The 16,379-nt window shown below is 41.9% G+C and carries 11 protein-coding genes; 3 read left to right on the top strand and 8 right to left on the bottom strand.

Features of this window, described 5'->3' with window-relative positions:
- The coding region (locus tag G4P69_RS31810) for a hypothetical protein (protein WP_208353644.1) at positions 1-373 on the bottom strand (373 nt) is incomplete at its 3' end.
- An 897-nt stretch (positions 374-1,270) separates the two neighbouring features.
- Between G4P69_RS31810 and G4P69_RS31805 the strand changes: the two genes are divergently transcribed.
- The gene (locus G4P69_RS31805) at positions 1,271-3,970 is read left to right on the top strand and encodes a two-partner secretion domain-containing protein (protein ID WP_208353641.1); all 2,700 of its coding nucleotides are present in this window, start codon (positions 1,271-1,273) and stop codon (positions 3,968-3,970) included.
- Between the two features lie 407 nt (positions 3,971-4,377).
- Here the strand turns inward: G4P69_RS31805 and G4P69_RS31800 are convergent, their stop codons facing one another.
- From G4P69_RS31800 to G4P69_RS31770, 7 genes are all read right to left on the bottom strand, one after another.
- Entirely contained in the window at positions 4,378-6,180 is a 1,803-nt protein-coding gene (locus G4P69_RS31800) for a DUF7779 domain-containing protein (RefSeq protein ID WP_310834267.1), read from the bottom strand.
- 186 nt (positions 6,181-6,366) lie between these two features.
- Positions 6,367-6,801 carry a hypothetical protein gene (locus tag G4P69_RS31795; protein ID WP_208345053.1) on the bottom strand — a complete coding sequence of 145 codons (435 nt, stop codon included), beginning with the start codon at positions 6,799-6,801 and terminating at the stop codon, positions 6,367-6,369.
- Between the two features lie 511 nt (positions 6,802-7,312).
- Complete coding sequence (locus tag G4P69_RS31790) at positions 7,313-7,582, bottom strand: hypothetical protein (RefSeq protein ID WP_208345052.1); 270 nt, start codon at positions 7,580-7,582, stop codon at positions 7,313-7,315.
- 893 nt (positions 7,583-8,475) lie between these two features.
- A complete protein-coding gene (locus G4P69_RS31785) occupies positions 8,476-8,841 on the bottom strand; it encodes an aspartyl protease (RefSeq protein ID WP_208345051.1) in 366 nt (121 codons plus the stop codon).
- Positions 8,838-9,152 (bottom strand): hypothetical protein, encoded by a 315-nt coding sequence (locus G4P69_RS31780; RefSeq protein WP_208345050.1) that lies wholly within the window; start codon positions 9,150-9,152, stop codon positions 8,838-8,840. Before G4P69_RS31780 ends, G4P69_RS31785 begins: the two co-directional genes overlap by 4 nt.
- Positions 9,153-9,335: 183 nt before the next feature.
- A protein-coding gene (locus G4P69_RS31775; RefSeq protein WP_390693578.1) for an IS5 family transposase occupies positions 9,336-10,111 on the bottom strand; the annotation gives its coding sequence in 2 pieces (ribosomal slippage) (positions 9,336-9,772 and positions 9,772-10,111; 777 coding nt in all).
- 401 nt (positions 10,112-10,512) lie between these two features.
- Entirely contained in the window at positions 10,513-10,866 is a 354-nt protein-coding gene (locus G4P69_RS31770; RefSeq protein ID WP_208345049.1) for a VOC family protein, read from the bottom strand.
- 1,528 nt (positions 10,867-12,394) lie between these two features.
- Here G4P69_RS31770 and G4P69_RS31765 point away from each other — a divergent pair.
- Both G4P69_RS31765 and G4P69_RS31760 read left to right on the top strand, forming a co-directional pair.
- A complete protein-coding gene (locus G4P69_RS31765; protein WP_208353634.1) occupies positions 12,395-13,114 on the top strand; it encodes a hypothetical protein in 720 nt (239 codons plus the stop codon).
- Between the two features lie 578 nt (positions 13,115-13,692).
- Positions 13,693-16,302 (top strand): TnsA endonuclease N-terminal domain-containing protein, encoded by a 2,610-nt coding sequence (locus G4P69_RS31760; protein WP_243902728.1) that lies wholly within the window; start codon positions 13,693-13,695, stop codon positions 16,300-16,302.
- Positions 16,303-16,379 lie beyond the last annotated feature (77 nt).

The following is a 16,379-nucleotide window of genomic DNA, read 5'->3' as shown; positions in this document are numbered from 1 at the left end:
CTAGAGCTTGTTGAAGCTCAGAGGATGCTGTTTTGGGGGCGATCGCAGTCTCTTGACCGCTGTCTGTTGGCTCTTCTTGCTTATTTTCGGTAGTTTTGTTACTTGCTTGTTGTTTTGCTTGTTTGAGTATTTCTTCCGCTGTCAACTCGCGATTACTGGTTTCTTGAGGATTAGGAGCCTCCTCTTCAATAGGTGTACCAGTTTCAATCTTTTCCTTAGATACAGGAATGGCTGAATCAGTCGTTAAATGTGTGTCGGATTCGACCGGCTGCTCAAATTCCTGGATTTCACCATCTTGCAATACTTGCTGATATGCCTGATTAAAATCAGCTATTTTAGAGCTTTTACGCCTTCCGTTGGTTGTAGTAGTCATTTTTTATTTCCTCAAAACGTTTATCAGGGTTTATGCGATATGTTTCAAAAACTATGGATAGCGAGTTCGTTTCTCTTAGGGCTAGAAACATTTCTTTACTGTTGTACCCATGCCTACAACTTAGAAACAATTGTAGTTTGAGCACTTCTTTGAATTGTTCCCAAGTAATGAATCGGATTCTCGCTAAACCAAGAGCTTTGTAGTACTTAGTTATGGTAAGTGAGGTGCCGATTCCCAAAAGTTTTCTGCACGTTTCTCTGTCTATTAACTCGCTATCTTCTCCAGGAATAATTTCGATTGTTGTTTTTCTCAGACGCTTTAGATCGGATTTATTCATTTCCGATTGAATTTGGTTTAGGCGATTTAGTTCTAATGTTAGAACATTATTTTGAAAATAACCAATAGATGAATGATTAATTTTTTTAATTAAATATCGAGTTTTAAATCTCCATTTTTCCCTAGATTGGAAGATTGGAATAGATGCGAAAAATGCGCGAATTACTATCAATATCTAATTTGATTTTTGAAATTTTATAAAAAGGCGATCGTCTTTTGAGGAGAGCGATCAGTCAATCAATGGGCGGCGCTCTACGTTCCGCACCTACACTGAATAGATAGCTAAGTTAAGTCCTTCGAGGACTACGTTAAGGAAGTCTCCAATTGAGTACAAAAGCTCTCAGGGCGTAAGCTATTACGAATGAGTGTTGAATTAATGATGTTGCTACGGGTTAAGCCGTAAGCGCTGCTATCGTCCGAATGCATCGGTCTATTTCATTAATAAAGTTTTGTAAAAAATCTTGCTGTTATTACATATCTGTTACGCCACTGATACACAAATCATGGTTTACTCATGATGGTAAGTAGTTCTGCGTTACTAGGGTTTTAAAGGAGACTAGAATGTCAGGGACGGGTGCTGTTTGTCGTCAGTTCTTAGGGTTTGCTGTTAGTAGTGCTTGTTTTTTAAGTATCAATTGCGCAATAGCCCAGATTACACCCGATAGGACTTTACCTAATAACTCCAGTGTTATGATTAATGGCAGCACGTTTAATATTACTGGGGGAACGCAAGCCGGACGGAATTTATTCCACAGCTTCCAGCAGTTTTCTGTACCAACTGGGGGTACGGCTTCTTTTAGTAATGGGCTCGATATTCAAAATATTTTTAGTCGTGTAACAGGTGGGTTGCCTTCTAATATCGATGGAATAATTAAAGCGAACGGGACAGCGAATCTATTCTTTCTTAACCCGAATGGTATTGTTTTTGGACGGAATGCCAGTTTGAATGTTGGGGGTTCATTTGTAGCAACTACTGCTAATGCTATTCAATTTGGTACTCAGGGGACTTTCAGTGCAACTGAGCCAAATAATCCAGCGTTACTCACAGTTAATCCCACAGCATTGTTTTATAACAGGATTATTACTGGTACATCTATTCAAAATAATTCGCAAGCCTCAGTAAATGAAAATCTAAAAGGTTTGCAAGTACCAGATGGAAAAAGTCTGCTGTTAGTAGGTGGAAATATAACATTAGATGGAGGTGGACTGACTGCATATGGGGGAAGACTGGAGTTAGCTTCTTTAGCTGCACCAGGAACCATTGGATTAAACGTTGCAGGAGACATATTAAGTTTAAATGTCCCTAGTAATGTGCAGGGGGGTAATATTTCTTTGAAAAATCACGCGCTTGTGAACGTAACTGGCACAGGTGGAGGAGATATTGCAGTTAATGCTAGTAAGTTTGAGATGTCTAATTTCTCCTATTTACAAACAGGAGTTCCTCAGGGAATGGGTAACAGTAGTACTAAAACAGGTGATATTAATATCAATGCTGATTCCGTTTCTTTATTTGATGGTGCTCAAATTGATAATTTAATTTATGGAAAAGGTATCGCCGGTGCAATAAATCTCAACGTGGGCAATGCGCTAACAATTTCTGGCACAGAAAGTGCCATCTTGGGAATACTTGGTATTGGTAGTGTAGGGCGTAGTAGTGACATCAATATTCGAGCTAAAGAAATTGTTGCCGAAAATACTGGCTCTGCAAGTGTAGCTTCTGCAACATTACGAAAAAGTACAGGAGATGCGGGAGACATAACAATTAATACTGGAAATCTGATTGTCAGTAATTCACAGTTCGGTTCCTTGGTATTCGGCGACGGCAATGCAGGTACTTTTAAAGTCATTGCTTCCAACTCTGTAAAATTGAATGGAGAAAGTCCTGGTACTAGTGGTAATGAAGCAGGATTTCCAGGGGGAATACTAGCACAAGTAGACGTAACTGGTAATGGTAAAGGAGGCAATCTTTATATTGAGACTAGGCAGTTAAGTGTGAGTGATGGTAGTAAGGTGCAAGCTGCTAACTTTGGTAAAGGAAATGCTGGCACCTTGTTTATACGTGCTGATAAAATTGATGTTTTTAACACTGGAAGACCACTCACATATTTAACAGGTATTTTTAATGGCGTTCAATTAGACCCTCGCACAGTAAGCGCTCCTAACGGTAACGGCGGAGACTTGACTATTGAAACCAGAAAGTTAAGTATCCGAAATGGTGGATCTATTCGTGTAGATACTCAAGGACAAGGTAATGGCGGGAGGTTATTAATTAAAGCTAGTGATTCGGTAGAGGTAACAGGTAATTCAAATACAAGCCAAGAGACAAGCCAAATATCAGCTAATGTTACTAGGACAGGTATTGGTAATGGTGGAAGTATAACAATTGAAACTCCGTTGTTAAGAGTTACCGACGGTGGAATTATCAGCACCAACAGCCAAGGAGTTGGAACAGGGGGGAATCTTAATATTCAGACTCGCTTTGTAAGTCTTAATAAAGGTCAAATTACTTCTCAAACAGTTTCCGGCAATGGTGGTAACATCACCTTTAACCTTTCTGACTATATACTCTTACGCAATGGTAGTCAAATATCCACCAACGCAGGCACAGCTTCTTCTGGTGGTAACGGTGGTAACATTACCATCAATACACCTTTTGTGATTGGTTTTCCTCTAGAAAATACTGACATCACTGCTAATGCCTTTAGTGGCAGTGGTGGAAGAGTCTCGATAAACGCTACAAACCTTTTCAATATCGCCCCACTCAGTAGGCAAGAGCTTGTGAGATTACGATCGCAAGATTTAGACCCACGTCAACTGCCAACCAATGACATTACTGCTGTTTCTCAACAAGACGCAAATTTAAATGGAATAGTTCAAATAAACACACCCGATGTTGACCCTGGTCGCAGTTTAGTTACCCTCCCCTCAGTCGCCAACAATCCACCTAAGCTAGTTTCGTCTAGCTGTGCGGCTTTTAATGAAACAGCAGGCGGGAACAACTTCACCATTACCGGACGCGGAGGCTTACCACCCAACCCTTACGAACCCCTTACTTCGGATGTCCTTTGGTCAGACACTCGCCTCCCACTAACCACAGCGCACCAAAATCAAACCAACAAACAGGCGGCTTTAATCAGACCCAAGCCCATAGAAATTTTGCCTGCTACTGGCTGGGTGTTTAATGGTAAAGGTGAAGTTACCCTTATCTCTTCTGCGTCTAATACTACGTCTAGTACTCCAGCGAGTTGTCCAGTAAGGTAAATATTCCTCTCGATTACCATCCACGATCATGCGATCGCCCAATACCAGCACGAACCTAACTCCTCTTCACCCGAAATAGCGAAGAGTGCGATCGTCTACGGAAGTTCTTGGAAAGTAATGCCTATTTCGCTCCCAATTCCGTAAATAGTTGTAACAATTTGTAATCCAATTTAAATTTTTAGATTTACGAGAGTGGGGAAGCGCGATCGTCTTTCTTTTAGTGAATAGAAAAGTCCCAAGTAGACAAGGATACAGGTTTAAAAATACCAAGTTATGACCCATTGTTGGTAACTTTAAAAAATAGACTTCAGTGCTTGATACCAACTAGGCAAAGTTGGCACTTATTGCTCGTTTTTTGAACTATACGGTTTAGTTTGCTCCTAGTAACAGCCTCGCTAATTCTATGCTTAAATGATTGCAGCAATAACTCGATCAAAGTAATTAGTAATTTCCGCAATTAAAGATAAAGAATCACTATCATTGCTCATTAAAGTAACAGTATCAATTTTCATTGTCTGCAAGGCGCTAACACAGCTAATACTAGGTATACCCAAAGCCACGTAAATCTCCCTCAGACCATTCAAGCAGTAATCATCAAGGACGGAAGTCTCACAATTAAGAATGGCATAGCTAACATAGCGTTGTATGAAGATGCAATCATGCAGGCAGGCAGCCAATCTACGATTGGGATAAAAGTATCCGCCCTCCTTAACTAAATCAGGATTTGCGAGAATCATTTTTTGACAAGCATTAGCAATGCTTTTGCTAGCATTGCTATCAATCAAATTCACAGTATCAAGACGCTTTTTACACTCTTCAAGAAATTTTGTAAGCTTGTCCAAGTCCATTGAACCTATAAACTTTCTAGCATTGTTATCAAAACTCTCAAAGACACTTTGAAAAAATGATTGGTCTATTAAGAAGTTAGAAGTGGCAGCTTGATTTAAATCTTGAGTACCCAAGGAGAAAAACTTTCCTATAATACATAATGCCTGTTGGCACCGTAGATACCCTTCAGATCTTTGAATACTGAAATTTTTGATAGATAAAAAGAAATATGAAAAGACGCTAGCTTTATAGAGAAAAGATGCTGCTATTGGAGAATCAAAATTCCATTCCATCACTAGATTTGCAGCAGCTTCGGCATAAGGATGGAGATAACTACATAAGTGCAAATTCTCAGATCTTCCAGGATGAGGAAACACCTTATTCACCGCATAGATTGTTCGCTCAGCCCAGTAGTAGCGTGTATCTTCGTCCATCTCATCCTTCTGTACTTCCTGAACTAAGCGATGAACACTATAAGTCTGATTGTCAGTATTTAAGCGAACAAGTGAATAGCATCTCAGGGGTTCTAGCGTTTCATAAATATCTACTAAGGTATCATCCACGTTTGCAAGGGCAACGGATAATGCAGAACCAAGTTCATCTGCCACCTCAGCAATTAGCATTAATGGGATCTCATCTGAAGGTAGAAAAGCACTGAAGCGTAGTAAATCGGCTGCTGCTTTAGATGTTTCTTCAACCTCTAAAAAATTAATTAACCAAGTTGTTGCAACTGTATCATAATAATTTCCTGTTACTGGTTTGCATCTTTCTAAACGCTTCAAGCGCTCTTGGCGATACTTCTTCAGGTATTGCCCAAAGAGAACCTTCATTTTTGAAATGTAGGCTCCAGCCTGTTCTAAAGCCAAGGGCAAACAGCCTAGTTCATTTGCTAGATCTATTGCCGCTGCTAATTCACGATCATCGCTCTCCTCTTCAAAAGAAGATAGGGAGAATTTCCGCTCTGTCCGTCGAAATAGAAATTTGACTGCTTCCTCAAGCAACATCTGTTCCATTTCTAGTGGACGGGCGATCTCGATAACATCAAACTGCTGTGCACGAGAGGTAACTAGAATGCGACCGTTAGGACTTATGGGACGGTATGGTTTCAGCAGTTCTGGTTGATCGGCGTTGTCAAAAATGAGGAGCCAACCTTCACGCTGCGCCAGCCAACGATGCACAGATCGAATTATTTCCTCGAAATTCTGATCTTCTGCCTCTGGCAGTGCCATTATCCTTGCAAGGTTTGCAAAACCAGTATCTAGGTTAAGTTTGGTATCTGCCTTTACCCAAAATACCCATTGGTAGTAAGGTTCGTCATAGAAGTACTTATAGGCATACTCCACAGCAGTCTGAGTTTTGCCGATACCACCTAACCCGTAGATTACTTGCGCCTGATTGAGGGCAGCACATCCTTGCTGACTAAGGATTTGATGCAGTTGGAGCAGAATTTTCTCTCGTCCAGTGAAATAGGGATTACGGAAGAACGGAACACTAAACCGATCTGGATGTAGAGAAGGTTCATCGATGATGGGATTTAACTTTACCCGTTCCTTTTCGGGCGACTGTAGTCAAAAAACTTGCCCACCATAAAAAGTATTTCCTTGGAAGAGGTTTTTAATAGATTCAGCTAATTTCGAGGAATTTATGATGATTGCAGGTTGAGAATTTATCTCATTTTCTAACTTCTGCACTTCTGGAGCTAATTTTGGATCTGCTTTCGCTGCTGCTTCCACTTCAATAACTTTTTGAGCAATCTCTGGATCTGTGTCTGCTGCTTTTTTTAGTTCCAGCACAGCTTGACCGTAATCTAATCGCTGCTGTTCATTTCCTTCCACAGATTTCATCAGTAACGGTAACTGATTCTTTTGACGTAGCTCTTTGACTAAATCAATACTCTTTTCCCATGCCACGCCGCCCAGATTCTCACCAACTTTCTCTAGTGATTTAGTCAAAACGATCGTAGCGATCGCTGTTGCTACAGCTGTTAGAGTGACTGGCTCCATATGCTACCTCTTCAACCAATATCGTGCCTTATTAATACCACTATAAAAACCATACGGTTTTTAGTACAGGTTCCGTAATAAAGTTTATAGTCAGCTGATTTATAAGTGATACGGCATTACACGTTAGGGCTTCAAAGTAGAACACAAGGGTCTAGAGCAGGAAAGACATCTTGTAAATGCCAACTTTTAACCGTAACTTGGTAAAATGGCATAAATCTGACATGCTCGCGGGAACGCTGACCCTTATTCTGTCCTGTTTCGCCGTATGTCTACTCTGGATACCTCACACGATCGCCAGTCATCGAAAGTTGGGAAAACAGAAAAAACTGAGCCTCCTGTCTCCAAATCAAGTCTCCGATGCAACGAAAATATAAGGAAGATCGCTCATTCAGTTCCAGAAGCAACCCTAGACAGCCAATGGCGAGTAGCTGGAATCAATTGGGCTGCAGTATCGTGTCATAAACGATCGCCCCCTTGATCCAAACTTAAAATTCAAGCTCAGAACTAACCGTTAAAGTGGACTACTGCCACCATTGCGATCGCGCAGGTATTCCAGAATCTGTTCAATCCTGGTGTTGTTTTGCTCAATTCTGCTATTGTTTTGTTCAATTCTAATATTGCTGTTGGCAACAACATTGGCAAGATTGGTAATCGCCGCTTCCATCCTGTCGATGGCGCGATCATGGCGCTCGGCGTTATTAAACGAAAGCTCTGCAAGTCTACCCAAGGCAGTTTCCAGGCGATCAACTTTGTCCCCTAGTGGTTCTGGAGTTGAAGTCATAGTTTTTTAGGTTAATGAAGTCGCAAGGGTTTGAACAGCTATGTGAGTATATATAATAGTAGCTTGCATAGGCATAACCCGCCTTTGGCATAGCTTACAATCTCGTATCACGTAAGCCACCAAACTATGAGGATCTAAAAGGCGATCGCACTATAAAGTCACATCACCCAATAGGTATCACCTTATTCGTTAGGTTATTGGCGATCGCTCACAAACATCATCCAGTCTAATGTCTTTTACGCTTCTTCTTAAGCTATATGATCGCTACCCAACTTAGCGCTACTCTCCTTAACAATGCCCAGAAATTTCAACACCAACGCATTAACACTCCCACAACAACAAGCCGTAGAAGTGCCAAAGCATTTTATATTCAAGGTCTTTATATTGGCTGACCCCGTTTGAAGTAATAAATTTAATGCTTCACTGAGATTCTCATAAACCTAGCAAGTTTTCTTAACATTTAAGATTTTCTTTATATTTAGAAAAATTTTTTCTCACGATTGTTTCGCCAAATAGACATGATCCATCAGTCAAAAAGCTTAGCAAATGAAGGTTTTATAGATGAAGAGAAATCTTATGGTCGTTCACACTGCCTATCGTAGGGCTCACTTTATGATGTTTTGTGACTGAACTTAATAATTTGAGATAGTTTACTCAGATAGCTAACCGTTAAACAGCAAACCCTCTGGTGATATTTGTCACAGGAGAAATAGCGATCACCCTCCGGGGGCTCTCGCCGTCTTGGTGCAACTGGTGCAATCTTTTTGAAGGGCGATCGCTTCGATGATGATTGTAGAACAGGCGATCGCTTTCAGTTATTGGCGATCGCCCCTTGAGGATATCAAATTGATTTATATTGAAGTACTACTTGTGCCTTTTTAAATGTTTGTATATCAGTTTCCCAAGGTTAAAATACCTGATGGCATATCAACCACCAACCTACGATTAGTGAGCCATCGACGACCAAGTAAAACTTCTGGCACGCCGCCACCAGCATAAACAGGAATATCAAAAATCTCTCCATCAATTCTGACTTTTCCTGCATAAATATCAAAGTTAGATACACCCCTTGCCATCAACATTGAACGTTCGCCTAAATATTCCCAATTAAACCCCTCTAAATCCTGCCTTTCGATGGCTAACCAATCAGAAAATCCTGTATCTAAAGTCACATCAATTGGTAATTCAAATCCATCTCCTGCAATCAATTCGATTTCAAAAATCAACTCCTCCCCATCACCAAACCTTCCTGATATCATATTGTCCCAGCAACTCCAGTCTCGTTAATTTTAAAGACAAAAACGGGACATTTTGGGTGTTTTTGACGAGACATCTTAATAGCAGTCATCTCGTCTTTATCAACAAAATATTCTTGGCTTTCTGGTTCAACTGCCACGTACCAGTTGTAGTAAGTTTTAATTAGTTCGGGTTGGAGTTTTTCAAAAATGGGCTTGCAGCGTTGGTAAAATTCTTCTTGAGAAGTTTTCCAGGCTTGCTTCTTCTCTTCTGTCCACTGGATTTGAGGAAAAATTCTTCCCCTGGCAATACGAGAGGGTTTGGTTTCGGTCATAGTCGACTCTCACGAATGGGCGATATCTATATATTAGAGGTTGTCGAGTAGCCAGTGTGGAAAACACCCTCCATTCTCAACTACGAATATTGTTCTAGGCTTGCCTGTTATTGAATCACGCCTATTGCCGTAGAGATTTTGAGAATGTCCATAAGGCGTAATGTTAGAACCTGCCCCGAAACTTTAGGTGGTTGCAAGTTTACGGGCGAGCATAAACGAATCGGCGATAAAGAGTCTGGCGGCGCTGGTCAGGGGATTGTGATCGTAGTCTTTTGATAACCGGCGGAGCCAGTTGATCCAGCCGAACCATCGCTCGACCACCCACCGTTTGGGAATAACCTCAAATCCCGGTTTATCAGACCGTTTGACCACCTCAATCCGCTTTTTACCGACGGTTTTCCGGTGAAACCATTCCTGTAATTTTCCCGCATAGGCCCCATCGGCCAGCACGACCTGTAGCCGGTCATGGCCCTCGATGACGCTTTCCAGCAAGGGTTTCGCGCCATCGCGGTCTTGATCGCCCGCGCTGTGGACCCGGGCCGCGATCAAATGGCCAGTGATATCCGTCATAATCTGACGCTTGCGGCCCTTGACGTTTTTTCCGGCATCATACCCGCACGCCCCCCTTTTTGCACCGTTTTTACAGACTGGCTGTCAATAATTCCAAGAGACGGCGTTGCGTTGCGACCCTGCTGTTCTCGCCACTTTTTGTGTAGTTCTCCCTGGATTTCTTCCCACAACCGCGCATCCCGCCATTTGTAAAAATGGTACTGCACCGTTCTGAAAGAAGGAAAATCCTTTGGCAACAGCCGCCACTGACACCCTGTCCGTTGTTGATAGCGAATCGCGTTCACCACCTCCCGAATATCGCAACGCCGGGGACGGCCCGTCTGGTATGCCGCAAAATGATCCTTGATCAGGTCCCATTCCGCATCGCTGATATCGGTTGCGTACCCCATCCCTTGTCTCCCTTATACCTTACAGTTCTCCCTCCCTTTTACCATTCAGTCATGTTCTATCAAGAGTTTCTGATCAGGCTCTTAGAGAAAGTGCTTCCTTGTGGGTTAGTTCGCTGGCACCTGCTTGATTTTTACCTTCTCCACTGCAAAAACATCTCCCTTCCCCTGGCGATCGCTCCGCTCAATGCCCGCTGAATCATGGGATCACCCTATCACCAAACCTTCACTGTGTCTTTATCGACATTTAACTTATTTCAGGGTGCAGTTTTAGATTTTTCAACGACGGGAAATGCACGATGGGACAGCAAACTATCAAGGCTTTCACGGAAGCTCTGCTCCCGCTTTAACCTAACCTTTCGCAGGTGAGCTTAGTCGTTGTGCCGTTGTTAGACGAGTTATGCTTAATTGTCTTTGCTTGTAAGTTCGGTGAATTGAAACGTGTTGCCTTCGGGATCACTAACAGCTACCCTTCGATAAATCTTTGAATCTTTTTCGACAAACTCAAACGAAATCCCGCGTTCATTAAACTCAGCAACGTGACTATCAAGATTATCTACAATAAGCGTTATCAAAGTCTTACCGGAACGTTGGGCATCACCGATTATGTACAGCCACGCTTTTCCTGATAATTGCCACACAGCTTCATTATCGTTGGGGATCATGTCGGGTTGCCGTCCCAGGAGGCGTTCATACCAAGTAAGCGCAGCGTGAAGGTCAGATACTGCAACACTGGTAAATGCTTCTTGTATAGACAATGTTGTCTCCTTTCACTAGTTTTGGTGCTTTAGGCTCTTGCATGGTTCTCAAGACGACACAAGCTGATTTATCTTCATAATACAAACACGCTGTACAGTATTTCGGATCTTTTATATGTATTTATTGTAGTACGAGTCTTAAAGCTGCAAAGTGGGTCACGCTCCACTTTTAAGCCCTAACGTGGAATGCAATGCTGCATCAATCAAGAGCCAGAACGTTTGTGGGGAACCTGCCCTCCCTCTTGGGCGATCTCTTTACGCTACCAAATCATGAGCGTCAAAAAAAGGTGATCGCGCATTCATTCAGTCCCTGACGCTACCCTTTAGTCGAGGGTCAGTAGCTAGAATCAACAGGTGGAGAAAGGTTGGCAGGATTTTTCGTGAGCAATCGCCCCCTCGCTACAGTCAAAACACTTCCCCTGTTAGTGGGTAGCCGCTATGAATAAGTGATCGCCGTATTGGTGCAACTGGTGCAATCTCTTTGAAGGGCGATCGCTTCAATCTTAATGGATTCCAAAAAAGGTGATCGCTTTGCAACTCGATTAATTTCTAGCGAAATGAGAATCACTCATGATGCGTTGTTGAGAGAACCAGCGATCGCGTGATTGCCATGTCCCTTAGCGATCGCACACTCGTTCACTGCTGGAGGCTACCCTACCGAGGGTGAGTAGTAGGAATAAAGAGGTAAATCAAGGTTGGCAATATGTTTCCATGAAAGATCGCTAGCTTGCCACAACTACTACAACGCCGAATTTCCCCTCTTGGTGGAGAGCAGTAGAAGGGCTGTCATAGAGTCGTATTTATATTTTTCGGACATGTCTCTTGAGACTTCAATTTAGCAGATTTACTAGAGGACGGAACCTGGCATCGACATCAACATATATGATTCGCCAAGTTCAGCACTAATGTTGACAAACAGGAGTGCAGCGATCACTACCACAATAATCAATCCTCTTAATAGTAACCGTACCCTTTGCGGGGCAGTTTCTCCCGATTGAATTGCTTGTCTACCCAGCGATCTTAAGGGTTTCCCCAGTTTCGGGTGAACGAATCGCACGTCAAACGATGGTTCAAATCACAGTACATATTAATTACATTTTGTAAACAAAATATAGAAATTTGCGTATAATTTGGTTCTTCTTATGGAGTTAAAAGCAATATACTAATCTACTCAGGTATAACCAGATGATACACAAGCTGTCTTATCGTCTCATCCCAGGACTTTCTTCTATTTTTGTATAATAAAATACAGTATTTGCGTTTGCCCAATCCACTGATTTACTAGTTTTTTTGTCTATTTCATAGATGAAAATCTCTATAGGACGACATTTGATATCTATTTTTTACTTAGGTCGAGCGCATAACTGACGAGATATGCAAACTGGTCGTTCTAAAAGTTTGAATGACGCACATATTGAGCGATCAAAAGAATTAGCCAACCACAACCCTAAAAAATTCGACTACCCATTTCAACGGTAGATAAATCAAATTCATCCGCTCATTTGTTCATTTATTAAAAGTACATCTTATGACCCACACTAAAAAATTAGTTAAATCTTCTGTACTTATTCTCGGTACAGTATTTGCGAGTTTTTTTCTAAAACAAACTTTGCCTGTTCATGCTGTATCCGTATCGCGAAGTTCTATAAACAAAAGTACAACTGATACAAGAATTATCAATCTAGCTCAATCACAGAACATTTCCTCCTTTCAAACTAATGGCAATGCAAGAGATATTGAGAAAGCCTTAGTTAATACAGTTTGGGTTGGAAAATATAGAGTGTATTCAGTAGTTCATACAACTCAATTGATCATCAAAAGTGTAGCAACAGGCTATATTGGCGGAGAAATGGTACACAAGGAAATTTCTCCAGGAAACGAGGGACTACTTCGAGTCAAAGTCGCTGGTGATATTATCACTCAATACTTAGTTGATTTAAAAGGAGATGGTTCTTTCCAATGGGTTGATCAAGACTGGACTACACCTGAGCAACTGGCCAAAATATCTATTAAAGAGACACGTCAATTAATTCGGCTGAAGCGTTTTCGAGGAATGGAGTATAAAACAGCATCTAATGGTGCTCCTTGGAGCTCCAACAGAGAATATCGTTTACTTTTGCAGGGTAATCAGTTGACCGGTACTGTGGCAGTTCCAGCACCATCATATGGTAGCAGTGAGAACCGCAGCGACTGTGATTTCAACTATATTTTGACCACAAGACATACGACATGGTTGAAAATTACTTAGGACAAGATATGATTGATAATTTGAATAATGAGTTTTTAAATGAGAATAATCATCAATAAAAACAAATTTTTGAAAAGCAATCTAACAATAAGAGTTTGAGGCTTTGTGAAGTTTGAGCAGGGGGAGGATTGGTAACAAAGCATTCAGGTAGTGGCAGCTCTTGCAAGGTCACGGAAGCATCCAGGTGGAGCGCGGGCGAGGGGGGAGGCACGCTTCGCTTTCAGCCGTCGGACAGCCTTTCCCTGGAGTGATACTTAGAGGGTGAGCGCTTGGGCTTATCGCCAGGGAAAAGCAGCCGCGTCTAAATCCTCCCCCCTCTTGACTTGGGATACTGAGCTACGAATGGTAGGTTTGAACGAACTAGTTCGGTCAGATTTCAACCAGTGTGTGACCAAAATTTTCAACCATAGCTTGACCAGCCAAACGTAATATTAGGGGTTGCAGCTAAACAAAACATGACGTTTTATGTCAAAGGGTGGCTGTGTGTCGAAATTTTCAACCATAATACGTCCAGCGAGTTGTAGAAGCCAATCCGAAAAAATGGAGTGGGTCTTGTCGGTTGAAAGCAACCGTGGATTTTGAACTCAACTCGTGTTGGACTGAGATCCAAAGGCACTACCAGCCGTCAAGAAGCAATGAATTCGGATGAATTTAAGTATTGGTGTACAAGTCAGCATTATTCGGCACAAACAGTAGAATTGATTGCCGCCATCCGGTCGTCCCCACCCTCACGTAGAGTCCAAGGAGGAAACAAAAATGTCAGCGGGGTGTACCCGTCGAGAAAAATGCGTCTAACAATTCAATTCGAAAGCAAAACTGTGGAACTGTGGGCAATATACCAGATGGAACACGACCCCAAAGTTCTAGAGTTCTACGACCAACCACCACCGTTCAAAATTCAGTATAAAAATCAAGCAGGGCGGAATTTAGGACATTTTCACACCCCAGACTTTTTTGTACTACGAGAGGATGGTGCGTGTTGGGAGGAGTGGAAAACAGCATCAGAATTAGAGAAGTTAGCACAAAAGTATCCCGGACGCTATCAAAAAACACAGTCCGGTTGTTGGCGCTGCCCACCGGGAGAGGCTCACGCATCGCAATTTGGTCTAAAATATTGCGTCCGCAGTGATGCCGAGTTAAACCCCATATTTACCCAAAACTTGATTTTTTTGGAGGATTATTATGGGAACAAATCAAATTTGATAACCTCCTACGAGGAACTTATTCAAAATTATGTACAACAAAACCCTGGAATCACAATTGCAGCATTGCTATCGGAACTGGTAGAAGTATGTGCTAATGATGTATATATAATGATGGCGCTTGAGTCAATATACGTAGATTTGTATGACGTACATATTATTGAACATTGGCGGACGCGACTGTGGCCTGACCAACAAACTCATGATGCTTATACGCAAGCGCACGAAGTATCTGACACTACTTTGATTGGTAGTATATATCCAACAAAACTCTTGCCGAATACGGTTTTGATGTGGGATTGTGTACTGTGGACTTTAGCCAATTTTGGGGAGAAAACAACGACGCTAATACCAGAGTCAGGCTTCCCGATACAGTTACCAACACCATTTTTTCTCCAGTTATTCAACACTGGTGCCATAAAAATTCAATCAGGAGTACAGCAAGCAATCAATGAAACGGTGCGTGCTTTAATGGAGACCGCTTCACCTTTTGACTTAAAGGAAGCAAATAGAAAATTTAATATAGTACAAGCATATTTTCAACAACATACGGATATCTATAAAGACATCAACCCTCGTACCTTGCGTCGATGGGTACAGCAGTTCCGTGAAGCAGAAGCAACATACGGTTGTGGTTATGTTGGCTTGCTAAGACGTGCAACCCGACAAGGGAATCGCCAACCAAAAGCACCCCTAGATTCTAGTGAGTTATTAGATAAATTTATTAAAGAGCATTTTGAGACCCCAAGACAAGCAACAGCCGCGTCAGTATATCGAGCATATGTCAGAGCCTGTAGTAACTTGGGCATACAACCTCTTTCTCACGCTAGTTTTTATGAACGTTTAAAAAAACGACCAATTCACGAACAAACTTTAAAGCGTAAAGGTGCAAAAGCCGCATATGCAACAGAGCCTTTTATCTGGTTCCTAGAAAAAGATACGCAGCCTCATGGTATTCGTCCCTATCAGATAGTACATATCGACCATACGGAGCTGGATATCGAATTACGCTCAATTGCTGCAGGAAGATTGCTAGGTAAGCCCTGGCTTACCTTATTAACCGATGCCTTTAGCCGTCGTATACTAGCAATATATTTAACTTTTGACCCTCCTTCTTACCGAAGTTGCATGATGGGGCTGCGTATCTTAGTCCAACGCTTAGGTCGTTTTCCCTCAGCACTAGTGGTTGATGGAGGTAAAGAATTTAATAGTATATATTTTGACGCTCTACTTGCCCGCTATCACTGCACAAAAAAAATCCGTCCTGGTGGCAAACCTCGCTTTGGTTCGGTGATTGAACGATTATTTGGGACAACCAATACTGAGTTTATATACAACTTACTGGGTAACACCCAAGCTAGCAAACAGCCCAGGCATCTGACTAAAACGATTGACCCAAAACAGTTAGCTGTCTGGAATCTCGCAGATTTATATACTCATCTATGCACTTGGGCTTACGAAATTTACGATTCTAACCATCATTGCTCGTTAGGCGCATCCCCATGTGTTGTTTATAACGAAGGATTATCAATCGCAGGAGAACGCTCCCACGTAAATATTATCTATGACGAAGATTTCCTAATGACAACGCGTCCGGGGACAACCAAAGGTAAAGCACGCATTCAGCCAGGGGAGGGGATTAAAGTTAATTATATTTACTATTGGAGTGATGCTTTCCGCAATCCATCTGTAGAAAAAACTGATGTTCCAGTGCGCTACGACCCTTTTGATATGGGGATAGCTTATGCTTACGTTGAGGGACGCTGGGTAAGGTGTATCTCGCAGTATTACGGGACTTTTGTTGGACATACTGAAAAAGAAATACTTCTAGCTGCACAAGAAATTAGACGTTCTTCCAAACGAAACGCAGCTGCTACGAATTTGAATGCCAAACGTTTAGCCGATTTTATTGCGTCGGTTCAAGAACATGAAGCAATAAGCTGTTGCGCAGCTAAATTTAATATACCGCGTTACCTTTATTTTTAATCTTTCGTTCCCACTTAATAATAAGACCACCTTCATTAAGCAATCGAATTAACAGCTCTTCTAGCTGAGATACTGAT

The sequence above is a fragment of the Aetokthonos hydrillicola CCALA 1050 genome, from assembly GCF_017591665.1.
GTDB classification, from domain to species: domain Bacteria; phylum Cyanobacteriota; class Cyanobacteriia; order Cyanobacteriales; family Nostocaceae; genus Aetokthonos; species Aetokthonos hydrillicola.
The sequence above is the reverse complement of the archived record's forward strand: the minus strand, read 5'-3'. Positions and strand labels throughout refer to the sequence as shown.